We start from the raw sequence: 15,124 nt of genomic DNA on the forward strand, positions 1-15,124 counted from the left end.
GGATTAATTTTTTTTATCGTTTTCACTTCCGTGATGTTGATGATCTCCATGCCCCCCGTGACCGTGGAAAAGATGCATGAGCGGACAAAGCAGCAGTAACAGATATGGCCAGTAGCCTGCCACATGTGACCAGTGTTCGCGCAGGAGAGCAAATGCCGCAATCGCGGCGACAGCAATAAGCGCATAGGTTGTACTTTTCATACCGGACTCCTTCTGTTCGTAACAGCCCCTTCACTCAGTGTTATTTCCCGAGCCTGACACTTTTCAGACGCAACGCATTTGCAATGACGCTAACGGAGGAAAGGGCCATGGCCGCCGCCGCAATAACTGGCGACAGCAGTATTCCATACACAGGATAAAGCAGACCTGCAGCTACAGGCACCCCAAGAGCATTGTAGATAAACGCAAAAAACAGATTCTGCCGGATATTTTTCATGGTGATCTCTGACAGATGACGGGCCCTGTTGAGTATCATCAAATCGCCTTTGAGAAGGGTGACTCCAGCACTTTCTATTGCCACATCTGTACCCGTTCCCATGGCTATACCCACGTCAGCCGCTGCCAGCGCCGGGGCATCATTCACACCGTCTCCGGCCATCGCAACCACATGGCCAGACTCTTTCAGTCGGGTTATCACTGCTTTTTTGCCATCCGGCAGAATCCCGGCTTCAACCTCATCTATTCCCAGTTTCCGTGCGACTGCTTCAGCAGTAAGCTGGTTATCACCGGTGAGCATAACAATGCGGATCCCCGCCTGACGCAAAGCTTTAAGCGCATCCGGCGTGGTTGCTTTCACGGGATCCGAGATAGCTATCAGGCCTGCAAGGTTCCCGTCTGTGGCCACATAGATAACGGTAGCGCCTTCCATCCGCAACGTATCCGCAACGGCCTTTTGATTATCAATAACGATACTGTTTTCCTGCATAGCCAGTTCATTACCAATAACAACCCGTTGACCTTCGACATCGCCTGAGACACCTTTCCCCGACGGGGCATTGAAATTACTGACGGCAGGTATCACGATCCCCTTTTCATGCGCGGCTCTGACAACAGCCATACCCAACGGATGCTGCGAACCTTTTTCCACTGCAGCTGTTACACGTAAAAGAGATATTTCCCCACCCGGACTGAGACTGATAATCCCTGTCACCGTAGGCGAACCTTCCGTGAGCGTGCCTGTTTTGTCGACAACCAGCGTGTCCACTTTTTCAAGACGCTCAAGGGCTTCGGCATTCTTGATTAACACCCCGGCCTGGGCGCCTTTGCCCACCCCCACCATTATCGACATCGGCGTGGCCAGTCCCAGCGCGCAGGGACAGGCAATAATCAGGACCGACACAGCCGCAATGAGACCGTGCGCCATCCTGGGCTCGGGCCCCCAGACAGACCAGATCAAGAAAGCAACAACCGCGATAAGTATCACCAGAGGAACAAACCAGCCTGAAACGCTGTCTGCCATTCTCTGGATGGGGGCACGCGAACGCTGTGCATCAGCGACCATCTGAACAATTCGTGAGAGCATCGTTTCATCACCGACTTTCTCTGCACGGATGATAAGACTACCTGTCTGATTAATCGTCCCCCCAATGACAGGGTCACCCTTCGTTTTGGTAACCGGCATAGACTCCCCGGTCACCATCGATTCATCCACGGTTGTTTTGCCTTCGATCACGATACCGTCGACCGGAATACTCTCTCCAGGTCTGATGCGGAGCTTATCGCCAGGCAGGACATCTTCCGCATTAATATCCGTTTCATGACCGTCATGATCCAGCCGTCTGGCGGTTTTGGGGGCAAGGTTCAGAAGCGCAGTAATGGCGCCTGAGGTTTGTTCCCGTGCCCGCAGCTCAAGAACCTGTCCCAGCAGAACAAGCACCGTAATAACTGCTGCGGCTTCAAAATAAACGGCCACCAGGCCATCCATGTTTCTGAACGATGCAGGAAACCAGGAGGGGAAGACGGTTGCAATGACGCTGTAAACCCAGGCTACGCCGGTCCCCATTGCAACAAGGGTAAACATATTCAGGGAGCGGTTACGTAACGACATTCCGGCCCGGGCGAAGAATGGCCAGCCACACCACAACACGACAGGGGAGGCCAGAAGCAACTGCAGCCATGTGTTGTACTGTGGCGGTACTGTATTCCTCAAGTCGGGAAACAGATGAGATCCCATTTCGAGTACCAGAACCGGAAACGCCAGCAACAACCCCAGCCAGAAGCGTCTTGTCATGTCGTGAAGTTCATCACTCGGCCCCGTGGATGCCGTAGCTACGAGCGGCTCCAGTGCCATTCCACAGACAGGACAGCTTCCGGGACCACTGCGGCGTATCTCCGGGTGCATCGGACATGTCCACACACCTTCAGAATTCTCTTTTTCCGCCTGGTTGTGAGGCTGTTTTATCTGATCAGGGCTGACTTCGTGATGATCGTGGTGATGGTGATGGGAATGTTCACTGGCATCTTCGGTAAAATAATGATCGGGATGGGCTTTAAATTTGCTCTCACAGCTGGCGGAGCAGAAATAAAGCTGATGGTCCTGGTATCGAATGCTGCTGTGCGCCTTGTCAGGCAGGATGACCATCCCGCACACGGGATCTCTCACCTTATGCAATACGTGGCCCTCGTCCGGGGATAATGTCTGCTCAGAAGCAGTCTGGTTGTTGTGTTGCACTGCATTGTCATTTTTCACAGTAACTCTCCTTATGCATACCGAAGCATCTTCTGTCTTCAGGGTATGTCATGGATGCGATTACCACGAATATCGCCGGCACAGGAGTGCCTGCTACCGGCGTCCCGTTATCAGCCGTTCCGCTGACTATTCGATTCGCTGGAAGACTTTTTTACTTCCATCCGGTGAGAATGCGATAACATCGTAAGCCTCTTTTCGGGCTCCCATCTCCATTCCAGGACTTCCTGCTGGCATACCGGGGGTGGCGAGACCGTATATACCCGAACCAGACTGCATTGCCTTATGTATCGTTGTCGCAGGCACATGGCCTTCAATGATCAAATTACCGGCAACCGCGGTATGACAACTTCGTAGTCCTGCAGGAACAGCATGCTTTTCTTTCAGGGCTGACAGCGCCTGATCATTCATGACGTGAGTTCGTACTTCGAACCCGTCTTTTTCCATCGCTTTGCCCCACAGGGAACAACAGCCACAGTTTTCAGATTTGTACATATCAATCACTTTTTCACTCGCCATCGCGGGTAGTGAAAGGCCGAGAGCCAGCGCCATTAGAACCACTTTTTTCATACTCACCTCTGTATATTATCGATATAAACCCTGACGTCAGGGTGAATCAGTAAAGAAGGACACCCACAGGGGGTGCCCTTTCAGGTTCAGGACACGCTTTTTTTATGTCTGCGCAGCCAGATTAATTTGTAGGCGGCAGGAATAATGAACAGGGACAGCAGCGGAGCCGTGATCATCCCACCAATCATGGGTGCCGCAATACGGCTCATGACTTCTGAACCTGCGCCGGTTCCCCAGAGTATTGGCAGCAGACCCGCAATGATCACCGCCACGGTCATGGCTTTCGGCCGGACACGCAGTACGGCACCATGATAGAGGGCTTCATCAAGACCTTCCGGTGTGAACGTCTCTTTACGGGACAATTCCGGGTGCGCTTCAATGGCATGACGCAGATACATCAGCATGACCACGCCAAACTCTGCTGCCACCCCGGCCAGGGCGATAAACCCGGTTCCGGTCGCCACTGACATATGGAAGCCCTGCCAGTACAGGAACCATATTCCGCCAACCAGGGCGAACGGCAGGCTCATCAGGATCAGCAGGGCTTCGTCAACCCGGCGGAATGCCAGATACAACAGGATGAAAATGATCATCACCGTCATCGGCACCATCAGCTTCAGTTTCTTGTTGGCATGCTCAAGCAGTTCAAACTGTCCGGAGAATGCCACACTGGTTCCCGGTCTCAGTTTCACTTTCTCGCTGATGGCCGTCTTAATGTCGTTAACCACCGACACCATGTCCCTGCCGCGGGCATCAACATAAATCCAGCTGGCTGGCCGGGCATTTTCGGTTTTCAGCATGGTTGGTCCAGAAACGACGTTAATATCCGCGACATCGCCCAGCGTGATCTGCTGCTTCATCGGGGTCAGGATCGGCATCTGTTTCAGCGCCTGCGGACTGTTCCGGTAATCCTGCGGGTAGCGAATGTTAATAGGGTACCGGGCCACCCCTTCAACCGTCTCACCCACCATAGCACCTCCGATTGCTGAAGAGACGAACAGCTGGACATCACCTACCGTCATCCCGTAGCGGGAGGCTTTCTCCCGGTTGATATCGATATCGATGTAGCGCCCGCCCTCAAGTCGCTCAGCCAGGACAGACACCACGCCAGGCACGGTTTTGGCTACCGCCTCGATACTCTGCGCCGTCGCGTCGATATCGGACAGAACAGTCCCGGACACTTTGATACCTATCGGGCTTTTGATCCCGGTTGAGAGCATATCAATACGGTTACGGATAGGCGGCACCCAGAGGTTTGCCAGACCCGGTAAACGGACTGTCCTGTCGAGTTCATCAATAATCTTGTCAATTGTCATGCCGGGACGCCACTGATCCTCAGGTTTGAGCTGGATCGTGGTTTCCACCATTTCGAGCGGCGCGGAATCCGTTGCGGTCTCTGCTTTACCGGTCTTGCCAAATACAGAAGCCACTTCAGGAACGCTTTTGATTAACTTGTCTGTTGTCTGCAGGAGCGCTGCAGCTTCTGCCGGAGAGACGCCAGGCAAGGTCGACGGCATATACAGCAGATCGCCCTCGTTAATCTTCGGCAGAAATTCACCGCCCACCTGACTCAGTGGCCAGATAACCGTGAAAATGGACAAGGCCGCAACCAGCAGGGTTGTTTTTGGCCAGTGGAGGACCCGCAGCAGCAAAGGATGATACGCTTTGATCAGCACCCGGTTCAGGGGGTTACTTGTCTCGGCAGGAATTTTCCCCCGGATCCAGAATCCCATCAGAATAGGAATGACGATGATGGCCAGTGCGGCCGCTCCCGCCATGGAGTACGTTTTCGTGAATGCCAGCGGGCCAAACAGACGACCTTCCTGCCCTTCCAGGGTAAAGATAGGAATAAAGGACAGGGTGATGATCAGCAGGCTAATGAACAACGCGGGTCCCACTTCCACGGAGGCGTCGGTAATCACCTTCCAGCGGGTGGCGTTGTCAATCTGCTCACCCGGATGCTGATGATCCCACTCCTCAAGCCGTTTGTGCGCATTTTCAATCATCACAATGGCGGCATCCACCATCGCACCGACGGCAATCGCTATCCCTCCCAGCGACATGATATTGGCGTTCAGTCCCTGGAAGTGCATGACGATAAAGGCGATACACAGGCCAAGCGGCAGAGAGATAATCGCCACCAGGGCAGAACGTACGTGCCACAGGAACAGAGCACAGACGATGGCCACCACGATAAACTCTTCCAGAAGTTTGGAACTGAGGTTATCAATCGCCCGGTCGATTAACTGGCTGCGATCGTAGGTGGTCACGATTTCAACGCCTTCCGGCAGGCTGGCCTTCAGCGTCTCCAGTTTATCCCTCACTGCCGTGATAACGTCGCGCGCATTTTTACCCGACCGCAGGATCACCACGCCGCCAGCGACTTCTCCCTGGCCGTTCAGCTCGGCAATACCACGCCTCATTTCGGGCCCGGTCTGCACGCGGGCAACATCCCGCAGATAAACCGGCACGCCGTTCTCACCTGTTTTCAGGACGATGTTATTAAAATCATCAATGCTCTGAAGATAACCGCTGGCACGGACCATATACTCCGCTTCGGCCATTTCAACGGATGAGCCACCGGCCTCCTGGTTAGACGATTCAAGTGCCTGTTTCACTTCGGGCAGGCTGATACCGTACTGGGACAGTTTTACCGGATTGACCTGAATCTGGTACTGTTTCACCACGCCGCCAACCGAAGCGACCTCAGCCACGTTCGGGATGGTTTTCAGCTCAAATTTCAGGAACCAGTCCTGCAGAGAGCGCAGTTCTGAAAGGTCGTGTTTTCCGTTGCGATCGACAAGGGCATATTCAAATATCCAGCCCACTCCCGTGGCGTCCGGGCCGATTTCAGAGCTCACACCCGCAGGCAGTTTGCCCTGAACCTGATTCAGGTATTCCAGCACGCGCGAACGGGCCCAGTACAGATCGGTGCCGTCTTCAAAAATGACATACACATACGAATCACCGAACTGTGAAAAGCCACGCACGGTTTTTGCGCCAGGTACGGACAGCATGGTGGTGGTAAGCGGATAGGTGACCTGGTTTTCTACAATCTGCGGGGCCTGTCCGGGATAGCTGGTTTTAATAATGACCTGCACATCTGACAGGTCAGGCAGCGCATCGACCGGCGTGTTAATTATCGTCCATGTGCCCCAGATGCTGAGAAACAGTGCGCCCATCATGACCAGGAAACGGTTGGCGACAGAGCGCCGGATAATCCATTCAATCATCGTCGTCTCCTCAGTGCCCTGAATGCATATTTACAGGCTGCTCAGACATTGCTGGCATACTGTTTTCTGTTTTTTCAGGGTGGCGCATACGTTCCAGCGCGCCCGTAATATTGGCTTCGGAGTCAATGAGGAACAGGCCACTGACCACCACGGTATCGCCTTCATTCAGGCCGGAGCCAATGCCGGACTGTTGCTGTGATTCATGCAGAACGTGGATCTGTTTCGGCACAAACTTGCCTTCATCATCAACAGTAATCACGCGCTGTTCTTTGCCGGTATCGATAACGGCCTGGCTTGGTATCAGCAGCATCTCCTGGCTCCTGGTATTCAGTTTCAGATAGGCATTCATGCCCGGCTTGAGAAACTCATCCTTATTAGAAACCTGGAGACGGACCTGAAGCGTGCGGGTTGTCTGATCCACGCTGGGAAGAATGTTCCATTTTTCGACATGGAATGTTTTATCCGGATAAGCCGGTACCGAAATTTCAAACTGCGACGTATCTTTCAGCAGATAGGCGATAGATTCTGGCACTGCAGCGCTGATCCAGACCGGGTCCATCCCCTGAATCTGAGCCACTACTTTATCTTTCGAAATATTCATTCCGGTGCGCAGGTCAAACGCAGTAATGACACCATCAATAGGTGCTTTAATGGTAAAACGGGTCTGGATTGTGCGGGTTGAACGCAGCCTTTGAATATCCTCTTCCGGCATACCAGCCAGACGAAGTCGCTCCAGAACCCCTTTTATCTGGGTTGACGTACCGCCTGTACCGGATAACAGCAGGAACTCACTTTGTGCCTCAACCCATTCAGGAATGGTGATATCGATAAGCGGAGTGCCTTTCTTCACATGATCGCCAATCGTCAGGGGATACACTTTTTCGACGAAACCGTCAGAACGCGCCTGCACAATGACAAACTGATACTCGTTGTAACTGACATTAGCCGGGATTGTCTGGGAATAATTCAGCATTCCTCGCGTAACTTTTTGCGTTTTTAATCCCAGATTCTGAACCTGGGTTGGATCGATACGGATCCCGCCACTGCTTTTATCGCCACTTTCATCAGCATATTTCGGCACCAGGTCCATATCCATAAAGGGAGATTTTCCGGGTTTATCAAATTTGGTATCCGGTTTCATCGGGTCATACCAGAAAAGTACCTTTCGCTCCGGTGCCTTTTGTTCGGTTTGTACTGTTTTTTGTGATGAGTTTACATACTGCCAGGCAGTAACCGATATCAGCCCCCCTGCTATGAGGCTGCTGATAATTATTGCAGCATATTTTATCTTTAAAGAAGCCATACAATTTCTCGCTGAAAAATCAAAACACCTGGCATATGCGCCCGATCATTCATTCACAGTAATCCCTTAATGAATGTTCAGGCGCACTGGATGTATTCGCTCCGGACTGATAATCAGGATTGCGTAACGTTAATGCTTTTGAGTAAGGAGATATTGCCCTGCTGAATAAACGAGAAATCGACATGGTTGCCGGTTTTCAGGGCATTGATAGCGTCGTCTGCATTAACAAAAGTGAAGCGCATGGTCATTGCAGGCCAGCCCACAGCAGGGATTGCTTCGTGCGAAATGGTAATCTTTTTACTATTCATATCAATGTCTTTAACGACACCGGTGCCCTTGATAACCTGCTGTACCGAAGCATCACTGGCAGCATTCATATCGCCATGCTGATGTGTTTCAGCATGAAGACCGGCAGAAAACATGACAGAGAAGGCACCAAATAAAACGGCTTTAAGTGAATTACGCATTTTTAATTTCCTGATTAATTAAATAAATTTACTCTACCCAACCGCCACCCAGCGCGGTAAACAGATTAATTTCGTTAACCTGTCGGGAATAGGTAAGATCGAGAATGGTTTGCTGCGTAGCGAAGAGGGAACGTTCTGCATCCAGCACTTCGATGTAACTGACAGCACCACTTGCATATAATCCTCTGGCACGCTGGAGAGTTATCTGAAGTGAATCAAGATAACGCTGCTGTGACTCAAGTTGCTGGCTAAGGCTGTCGCGCAGCGCAAGCGTGTCGGAAACATCCTTAAAGGCTGACTGAATTTTTTGTTCGTAATTAACCACCGATTGTTGCTGGCGAATTTCAGCCAGCTTCAGATTGGCTTTATTCCTGCCAGCATTAAAAATAGGAATTTCAATTTTAGGGATAAAATTCCACATTCCACTTCCTGACGTAAACAGGCTTGACAGCTCCGTACTGCTTGCGGAAAGACCACTGGTCAGGGTAATGGAGGGGAAAAAGGCCGCTCGCGCTGCGCCAATATTGGCATCAGCCGCTTTCAGCTGATATTCCGCTTCCATAATATCCGGTCGCTGCAGCAAAATTTGTGAAGATAGATTTGGTGGCAATTTTACTGGTGCGATCTCCCCGCCTTTCATCCCTTTTTCTGACGGAAGTGCGCGGTACGTTCCCAGCACCAGTTGCAGGGCATTGTTTGCCTGAGCCAGATCGCCTTCTCGTTTGGCTATTTCGGCGCGGGTACTTTCGATTTGTCCTCTCGCCTGTTCAAGTGCCAGAACGTTCGTACTCCCGGTCACGAGCTGTTGCTCAACGAAAGCATAGGACTGTTCATAATTTTTCAGCGTTTCCCGCGCAATACGGAGTTGTTCGTACGCCAGTTGCTGGCTGAAATAGCTCTGTGAAACGTTGGAGACCAGCAGGATGTGTACGGCACGACGGGCTTCTTCGCTGGCAAAGTAGTTCTGGCGATCAGCCTCACTCATGTTCTTAAGTTTGCCAAAAAAATCGAGCTCATAGCTGAGCTCCAGACCCGCGTCGTACTCCTGTATGGTCGGCTTGTCACCTTTCAGACCACCGTTGTATGTGATCCCGGATGAGGCATTCAACTGGGGATAACGATCTGCATCCGTGACGTTGAACTGGGCCCGGGCCTCTTCAACCTTCAGGGCAGCCATTCTCAAATCACGGTTATTATTCAGGGCTTCACCGATCAGCCTGCTGACCTGGGGATCGACAAAAAAGTTTCGCCAGCCCGTATCCTGATAGCTGTTTACCGCAGGCGTCAGACTGTTTTTAGACAATGAAAACTGCTGGGGAACCGGAGCTGGCGGACGCTGATATTCAGGTGCCAGAGAAACACAACCAGCCAGGATGAATATGGTACTGATGCTGAGTAATTTTAATTTGAACATAACGCTTCTCGTACAGGCAGACCTGGTAAATGGTTCAAACGAAGTCCAGAGTATTGATAGGGATACTTTACCGAACGCTCTCTGTTTGCCGGGTGACAGGATAATGACAATGTTGTCATTTTTGCTGTAATCCGTTGATAACGATCGTGGGCGCAATAAAATGACATTAGCAGCCAGCCGGGGAGCATGATGAAAATATTAATCGTTGAAGACGAAATTAAAACAGGTGAATATCTCAGCAAGGGGCTGACAGAGGCGGGGTTCGTCGTGGATCACGCTGATAATGGTCTGACCGGATATCATCTTGCCATGACAGCCGAGTATGATTTAGTCATCCTGGATATCATGCTGCCTGATGTAAACGGCTGGGATATCATCCGTATGCTGCGCAGTGCCGGAAAGGGGATGCCGGTATTACTGCTGACGGCCCTTGGCACGATTGAACACAGGGTCAAAGGACTTGAGCTGGGTGCGGACGATTATCTGGTGAAGCCCTTTGCGTTTGCTGAACTGCTCGCCCGGGTAAGAACCCTCCTCAGGCGGGGAAACACGATGATCACGGAAAGCCAGCTTAAAGTGGCTGACCTCTCGGTTGATCTCGTATCCAGAAAAGTCAGCCGCGCCGGGAACCGCATTGTGCTCACCAGTAAAGAGTTCAGCTTGCTGGAATTCTTCATTCGCCATCAGGGAGAAGTTCTTCCCCGCTCCCTGATTGCCTCTCAGGTCTGGGACATGAATTTTGACAGCGACACTAACGCGATTGATGTCGCAGTAAAGCGACTCCGCGCTAAAATAGACAACGATTACGGGACAAAACTGATCCAGACAGTGCGGGGCGTGGGCTACATGCTGGAGATCCCGGATGCATAGCAAACCGTCCAGACGACCTTTCTCACTCGCTCTGCGGCTGACCTTTTTTATCAGCCTGTCCACAATACTGGCGTTTATCGCCTTCACCTGGTTTATGCTGCATTCTGTTGAAAATCATTTTGCCGAGCAGGATGTCAGCGATCTTCAACAAATCAGCACCACACTGAACCGTATACTGCAGTCCCCGGTGGATCCGGATGATAAAAAAATAAGCAAAATAAAGGAATCAATTGCCAGCTACCGCAACGTTGCCCTTTTGCTCCTCAATCCCAGGGGTGAAGTGCTCTTTAGCTCAGCTCAGGGGGCGGCACTACGCCCGGCAGTGAATTCAGCAGATTTTAGCGAGCACAGCCGCGCACGGGATGTCTTTCTCTGGACGGTGGAGGATCCTGCGGGACCGATGGATACCGGGTCCGAAATGAAGATGGAAACATACAGGATTATCGCCTCCTCTGGTCAGGCGATATTTCAGGGCAAACAGCAGAACTATGTCATGCTGACTGGCCTATCCATTAATTTCCATCTCCATTACCTCGATGCGCTGAAAAAGAACCTGATTGCGATTGCCGTCGTGATAAGCCTGTTGATTGTTCTGATCATTCGAATCGCTGTCCGTCAGGGGCACCTGCCCCTTCGTAATGTCAGCAATGCCATTAAAAACATCACCTCCGAGAATCTTGATGCGCGACTGGAACCGACACGCGTTCCCATTGAGCTGGAGCAGCTGGTTATCTCGTTCAATCATATGATTGGAAAGATTGAGGATGTCTTTACCCGCCAGGCCAATTTCTCTGCCGATATCGCGCACGAGATCAGAACGCCCATCACCAATCTGGTGACACAGACTGAAATCGCGCTGAGTCAGGATCGAACCCAGAAGGAACTTGAGGATGTCCTCTACTCCAGCCTGGAAGAGTATAACCGGATGACCAAAATGGTCAGCGACATGCTGTTCCTGGCGCAGGCAGACAATAATCAGCTGATACCTGACAGGGTCATGTTTGACCTCAGAGCGGAAGTCATGAAAGTCTTCGAGTTTTTCGAAGCCTGGGCCGAAGAACGCAATATCACGCTCAAATTTGACGGGATGCCCTGCCTGGTTGAGGGAGATCCACAAATGTTCAGAAGGGCGATCAATAATCTGTTATCCAATGCCCTGCGTTATACCCCGGAGGGACAGGCAATCACCGTCTCAATAAGAGAGCAGGAGAGCTTTTTTGACCTTGTGATTGAAAATCCGGGGAAACCGATCCCTGAAGAACATTTATCAAGGCTGTTTGACCGTTTTTATCGGGTGGATCCATCCAGACAACGAAAAGGAGAAGGCAGCGGCATCGGCCTTGCGATTGTGAAGTCAATCGTGGAAGCACATCACGGAAGAGTGCAGGTGGAATCAGACGTACGCTCCACGCGTTTTATCTTATCCGTGCCCAGACTGGAGAAAATGATCCCGGAAACCCAATGCTGAAAATAAAGATGTAAATGACAAAGATGTCATTAGCCTGTCATGCAGCAAACAGAAGCCATTCGATATAATTAGTGCAACTTATCAGGAAGGCTGGATTGCTTCATCAATACCCGGCGTCAGAGTACGCCAGGAAATGAATATCCAGCCCTCTTCCGGAGAAATAAACGCTGCCGAACTTGTTTCAGTTATGGAACTGAAAACACCGGTTGTACTTCCCCGGACATCACTAATTCAGAAATGGAGAGTTATCATGAAAAATATCGTATTAGCATCTTTGCTGGGCTTTGGTTTAATTTCATCGGCCTGGGCCACTGAAACCGTGAATATCCATGATCGCGTCAACAATGCACAGGCTCCTGCTCACCAGATGCAGTCTGCTGCGGCTCCTGTCGGGCTCCAGGGGACTGCTCCTCGTATGACCGGTATGGACCAGCATGAACAGGCCATTATTGCTCATGAAACCATGACGAACGGCTCGGCGGATGCGCACCAGAAAATGGCGGAAAGTCATCAGAAGATGATGGGAACTGGCACCGTTAACGCTTCCCGTCCGGCGACTTCGTTTGCGGCGATGAATGAACATGAAAGAGCAGCTGTTGCCCATGAATTTACGAATAACGGTCAGTCCGGCCCCCATCAGGCTATGGCTGATGCACACCGCCGCATGATCAATGCGGGCTGATGACAACTGAAGTTTCCGTGCGGTTACCCTTTCCCTGATAGATTTTCCTGAAACAACGTTGCTACATTTTTGCCCCCCGTCAGGGGGCTTTTTTGTCTGACTCAGCTAAACTTATCCGGTAACCATCTGAAAGGGTTTATTATATGAAAATCACAAATTCGCTTTTTGTTATACTGATGTTATCCCTGCCAGCGATTTCCGCAGAACATTCAGAAATGAAAATGTCAGATATATCCTCATCGGCATCGTCACAGGAATATATGTCCGGCATGAAAGGTATGCATGACAAAATAATGGCCGCCGTTAATGAATCCAATCCCGATAAGGCCTTTGCAAAAGGTATGATCGCACACCATGAAGGGGCAATCGCAATGGCTGAGACCGAGCTCAAATACGGAAAAGATCCCGAAATGAGGAAGCTTGCGCAGGACATCATTAAAGCTCAAAAAGGTGAAATTGAGCAGATGAATAAATGGCTTGACAATCATAAATAATGAACACTGGAGTGTTGTCTTGCGCACCCTCTTAGGGTACCCCCGGACACGAAAATATATAGTACTTAACTAATTAAAAACCCGAATAATTTCGGGTTTTTAATGTAACTTTCTTTTCTGAACGGAAATAATAGTCATACAATTTAATTTTCTTGTAATTACTCCTACTTTTAATCAGGTACTGGACGATGGGTAACGACTCCCGCCTGAGAGGGAAAATCCGTCTGGTTACCTGGCGCTATACTTAACCGATTGATCGACATGCCATGCTGGTAAAATATTAAAATCCTCCCCCATAAATCTGAACCACATGACAGGATTGATAGTCAGGCAGTATTTCACATTCATTGCTAAAAAAATAAAAATAAGCATGCATCTTCTCGAAGATTAATTACCTTCCATCTTGTAAAAAAGAATCAAATCCTCTAATAATATCTCGATTCCCGCTTTTTTTAATACATCTTTCCGCTCGGCATATATTTTCCTCAACATATCTTCAAACCCCTTGCCAAGATGAATTTGTTTATGGCAGTTGCAACATAGTGATATGATATTCTCTTCCACATCCAGTGAATTCTCAAAATAGTCTTGCTTTGACATCGGGACAATGTGATGAGGTTCTGTGTAATTTAGAGGAGAGTTTCGCCTTCTGAACGTTGGATGGTCGCAATTAATTTCACATTTATAATCAGCTTTGTTAAGCGCATTTTTTGAAACAGATTTACTTCTTGGGTATGAGAGTCCATTTTTGACTTCTATTGCAGCTTTCTTAGGTTTCGCTTTTTCGCTATACTCAAATGTCTGAGTAACGTCAAAGTGATTACTTTCTTCTAGAGCAGTGATCAAATCATTATCTGAGTAAAAATCAATGCTTGAGCTTTCGTTCGTACTAAAAAAATCTAGTTCTTTTATTGCCTGAACAAGTTCTTCACGGATAGTCCATAAATTTCGCTTTGGGTTTCCTTTAATTTCTCTACTTTTCATGACTGTAATGAATTTTGTCCCGGAAGCAATCTTTCCGACTCCTTTAACCTCGAATCGGCCAAGCTGCTTCTGAACTCTTCCACCCAACCCATTGATTACACCATTAGCACTCATACTGTGCAGGTCGTACTTCTTGCCGATATCGAAACATGTACAGGAATGGTCTGGCTCAATGAACCATTTTTTTAACGCTGCAATACTTTTGTCATCAAAAACTTTTTTATCCCTTAATAAAATCTTCCATTCTTCAACGCTAATATCTATATCACAGACGTATTCACCATCAATTACTTCACATATTTTTTCAATCATGTCCATAACTCTCTTGTAACACAGGCTTTGTAATAATGTAAAATCCGTTACACGGCGTTGTATGTAATGTCATTGTCTCTTGGACTCCTACAGTCCAAAACAACTTTGTGTTTTGTTGTCCAAAAACTTTTTGTTGCCGTGAGTTCTCACTGAGATAAATCTCGCCTTGAGCGTATCACATCTGCAGACTTCCTCTCAACCTTATGGACTTAACCCGGTCATTCTTCACGACAAAGAAAGTACGGCATTTTACATGACGAAGAGACGGTCTCAGCTTCACATGACCGGATAACGTTTTTAATGTACTTCATTATTACGGCACGGGTGTTCAACGAGTATTTTTAGATATTAATCATTTTGTTTAACGGGTGGATACCTACAAATTTTAACATTTACTAATCAAGATAGCAGTTATACGTACTTTCCCGGCAAAAATCCTGAGGTTTACAGATTCCCTCACCGTAACAGACCCGGTCATTCCCCTGGTCCTCCGGAGAGTCTAGTACGAGTGATATGGACTGACCCCACGCCCGTAGACAAATTCTGTCCTCACGATGAGGCCTGTTCGAAGGCCTCCGGACTGAGGCCGCCGAGGTGACTGTGGCGCCGGGCCCGGTTGTAGAACACTTCAATGTAATCGA

General features: G+C 49.6%; 13 protein-coding genes. 4 read left to right on the forward strand and 9 right to left on the reverse strand.

The annotated features are described in order from the left end of the window. Window positions 1-3: 3 nt before the first annotated feature. The 7 genes from ACHH0Z_RS23645 to silC form a co-directional block, all read right to left on the reverse strand. Window positions 4-201: a DUF2933 domain-containing protein gene (locus tag ACHH0Z_RS23645; RefSeq protein WP_004388331.1), complete on the reverse strand. Its 198-nt coding sequence runs from the start codon at window positions 199-201 to the stop codon at window positions 4-6. Between the two features lie 40 nt (window positions 202-241). After that, window positions 242-2,689, reverse strand: a complete 2,448-nt coding sequence (silP, locus tag ACHH0Z_RS23650) for an Ag(+)-translocating P-type ATPase SilP (RefSeq protein WP_023327683.1) — start codon at window positions 2,687-2,689, stop codon at window positions 242-244. 126 nt (window positions 2,690-2,815) lie between these two features. Continuing rightward, a complete protein-coding gene (locus ACHH0Z_RS23655; protein ID WP_008322815.1) occupies window positions 2,816-3,256 on the reverse strand; it encodes a DUF411 domain-containing protein in 441 nt (146 codons plus the stop codon). 86 nt (window positions 3,257-3,342) lie between these two features. Further along, on the reverse strand, window positions 3,343-6,489 hold the full coding sequence (gene silA / locus ACHH0Z_RS23660; protein WP_000574021.1) for a Cu(+)/Ag(+) efflux RND transporter permease subunit SilA: 3,147 nt from the start codon (window positions 6,487-6,489) through the stop codon (window positions 3,343-3,345). 10 nt (window positions 6,490-6,499) lie between these two features. Then, window positions 6,500-7,792: a Cu(+)/Ag(+) efflux RND transporter periplasmic adaptor subunit SilB gene (silB, locus tag ACHH0Z_RS23665; RefSeq protein WP_042946269.1), complete on the reverse strand. Its 1,293-nt coding sequence runs from the start codon at window positions 7,790-7,792 to the stop codon at window positions 6,500-6,502. A gap of 113 nt (window positions 7,793-7,905) precedes the next feature. After that, entirely contained in the window at window positions 7,906-8,259 is a 354-nt protein-coding gene (cusF, locus tag ACHH0Z_RS23670) for a cation efflux system protein CusF (protein ID WP_001246153.1), read from the reverse strand. A 28-nt stretch (window positions 8,260-8,287) separates the two neighbouring features. Continuing rightward, complete coding sequence (silC, locus tag ACHH0Z_RS23675; protein ID WP_045409013.1) at window positions 8,288-9,673, reverse strand: Cu(+)/Ag(+) efflux RND transporter outer membrane channel SilC; 1,386 nt, start codon at window positions 9,671-9,673, stop codon at window positions 8,288-8,290. 189 nt (window positions 9,674-9,862) lie between these two features. On the opposite strand from silC, the gene silR reads away from it, so the two are divergent. From silR to ACHH0Z_RS23695, 4 genes are all read left to right on the forward strand, one after another. After that, complete coding sequence (gene silR / locus ACHH0Z_RS23680; RefSeq protein WP_001572351.1) at window positions 9,863-10,543, forward strand: copper/silver response regulator transcription factor SilR; 681 nt, start codon at window positions 9,863-9,865, stop codon at window positions 10,541-10,543. Further along, window positions 10,536-12,011, forward strand: coding sequence for a copper/silver sensor histidine kinase SilS (gene silS / locus ACHH0Z_RS23685; protein WP_045409015.1), 1,476 nt, complete (start codon window positions 10,536-10,538; stop codon window positions 12,009-12,011). The genes silR and silS overlap by 8 nt, the downstream gene beginning before the upstream one ends. 250 nt (window positions 12,012-12,261) lie before the next feature. Next, window positions 12,262-12,693: a silver-binding protein SilE gene (gene silE, locus ACHH0Z_RS23690; RefSeq protein ID WP_045409016.1), complete on the forward strand. Its 432-nt coding sequence runs from the start codon at window positions 12,262-12,264 to the stop codon at window positions 12,691-12,693. 143 nt (window positions 12,694-12,836) lie between these two features. After that, window positions 12,837-13,187, forward strand: a complete 351-nt coding sequence (locus tag ACHH0Z_RS23695) for a DUF305 domain-containing protein (RefSeq protein WP_045409018.1) — start codon at window positions 12,837-12,839, stop codon at window positions 13,185-13,187. 387 nt (window positions 13,188-13,574) lie between these two features. Here the strand turns inward: ACHH0Z_RS23695 and ACHH0Z_RS23700 are convergent, their stop codons facing one another. Together ACHH0Z_RS23700 and ACHH0Z_RS23705 are read right to left on the reverse strand one after the other, a co-directional pair. Beyond that, on the reverse strand, window positions 13,575-14,483 hold the full coding sequence (locus tag ACHH0Z_RS23700; RefSeq protein ID WP_001372261.1) for an HNH endonuclease: 909 nt from the start codon (window positions 14,481-14,483) through the stop codon (window positions 13,575-13,577). 549 nt (window positions 14,484-15,032) lie between these two features. Then, a partial coding sequence (locus ACHH0Z_RS23705) for an IS3 family transposase (protein ID WP_326491880.1) occupies window positions 15,033-15,124 on the reverse strand: 92 nt, incomplete at its 5' end.

This window comes from Enterobacter cloacae complex sp. 2024EL-00227 (assembly GCF_043945315.1).
GTDB classification, from domain to species: domain Bacteria; phylum Pseudomonadota; class Gammaproteobacteria; order Enterobacterales; family Enterobacteriaceae; genus Enterobacter; species Enterobacter roggenkampii.

What these genes read in the sequence shown, in the direction of transcription:
- ACHH0Z_RS23695 (WP_045409018.1), top strand. Translation starts at nt 12,837, where the DNA reads ATGAAAATCACAAATTCGCTTTTTGTTATACTGATGTTATCCCTGCCA.
- ACHH0Z_RS23655 (WP_008322815.1), bottom strand. Translation starts at nt 3,256, where the DNA reads ATGAAAAAAGTGGTTCTAATGGCGCTGGCTCTCGGCCTTTCACTACCC.
- ACHH0Z_RS23645 (WP_004388331.1), bottom strand. Translation starts at nt 201, where the DNA reads ATGAAAAGTACAACCTATGCGCTTATTGCTGTCGCCGCGATTGCGGCA.
- ACHH0Z_RS23700 (WP_001372261.1), bottom strand. Translation starts at nt 14,483, where the DNA reads ATGATTGAAAAAATATGTGAAGTAATTGATGGTGAATACGTCTGTGAT.
- silR (WP_001572351.1), top strand. Translation starts at nt 9,863, where the DNA reads ATGAAAATATTAATCGTTGAAGACGAAATTAAAACAGGTGAATATCTC.
- silA (WP_000574021.1), bottom strand. Translation starts at nt 6,489, where the DNA reads ATGATTGAATGGATTATCCGGCGCTCTGTCGCCAACCGTTTCCTGGTC.
- silE (WP_045409016.1), top strand. Translation starts at nt 12,262, where the DNA reads ATGAAAAATATCGTATTAGCATCTTTGCTGGGCTTTGGTTTAATTTCA.
- silS (WP_045409015.1), top strand. Translation starts at nt 10,536, where the DNA reads ATGCATAGCAAACCGTCCAGACGACCTTTCTCACTCGCTCTGCGGCTG.
- silB (WP_042946269.1), bottom strand. Translation starts at nt 7,792, where the DNA reads ATGGCTTCTTTAAAGATAAAATATGCTGCAATAATTATCAGCAGCCTC.
- cusF (WP_001246153.1), bottom strand. Translation starts at nt 8,259, where the DNA reads ATGCGTAATTCACTTAAAGCCGTTTTATTTGGTGCCTTCTCTGTCATG.
- silC (WP_045409013.1), bottom strand. Translation starts at nt 9,673, where the DNA reads ATGTTCAAATTAAAATTACTCAGCATCAGTACCATATTCATCCTGGCT.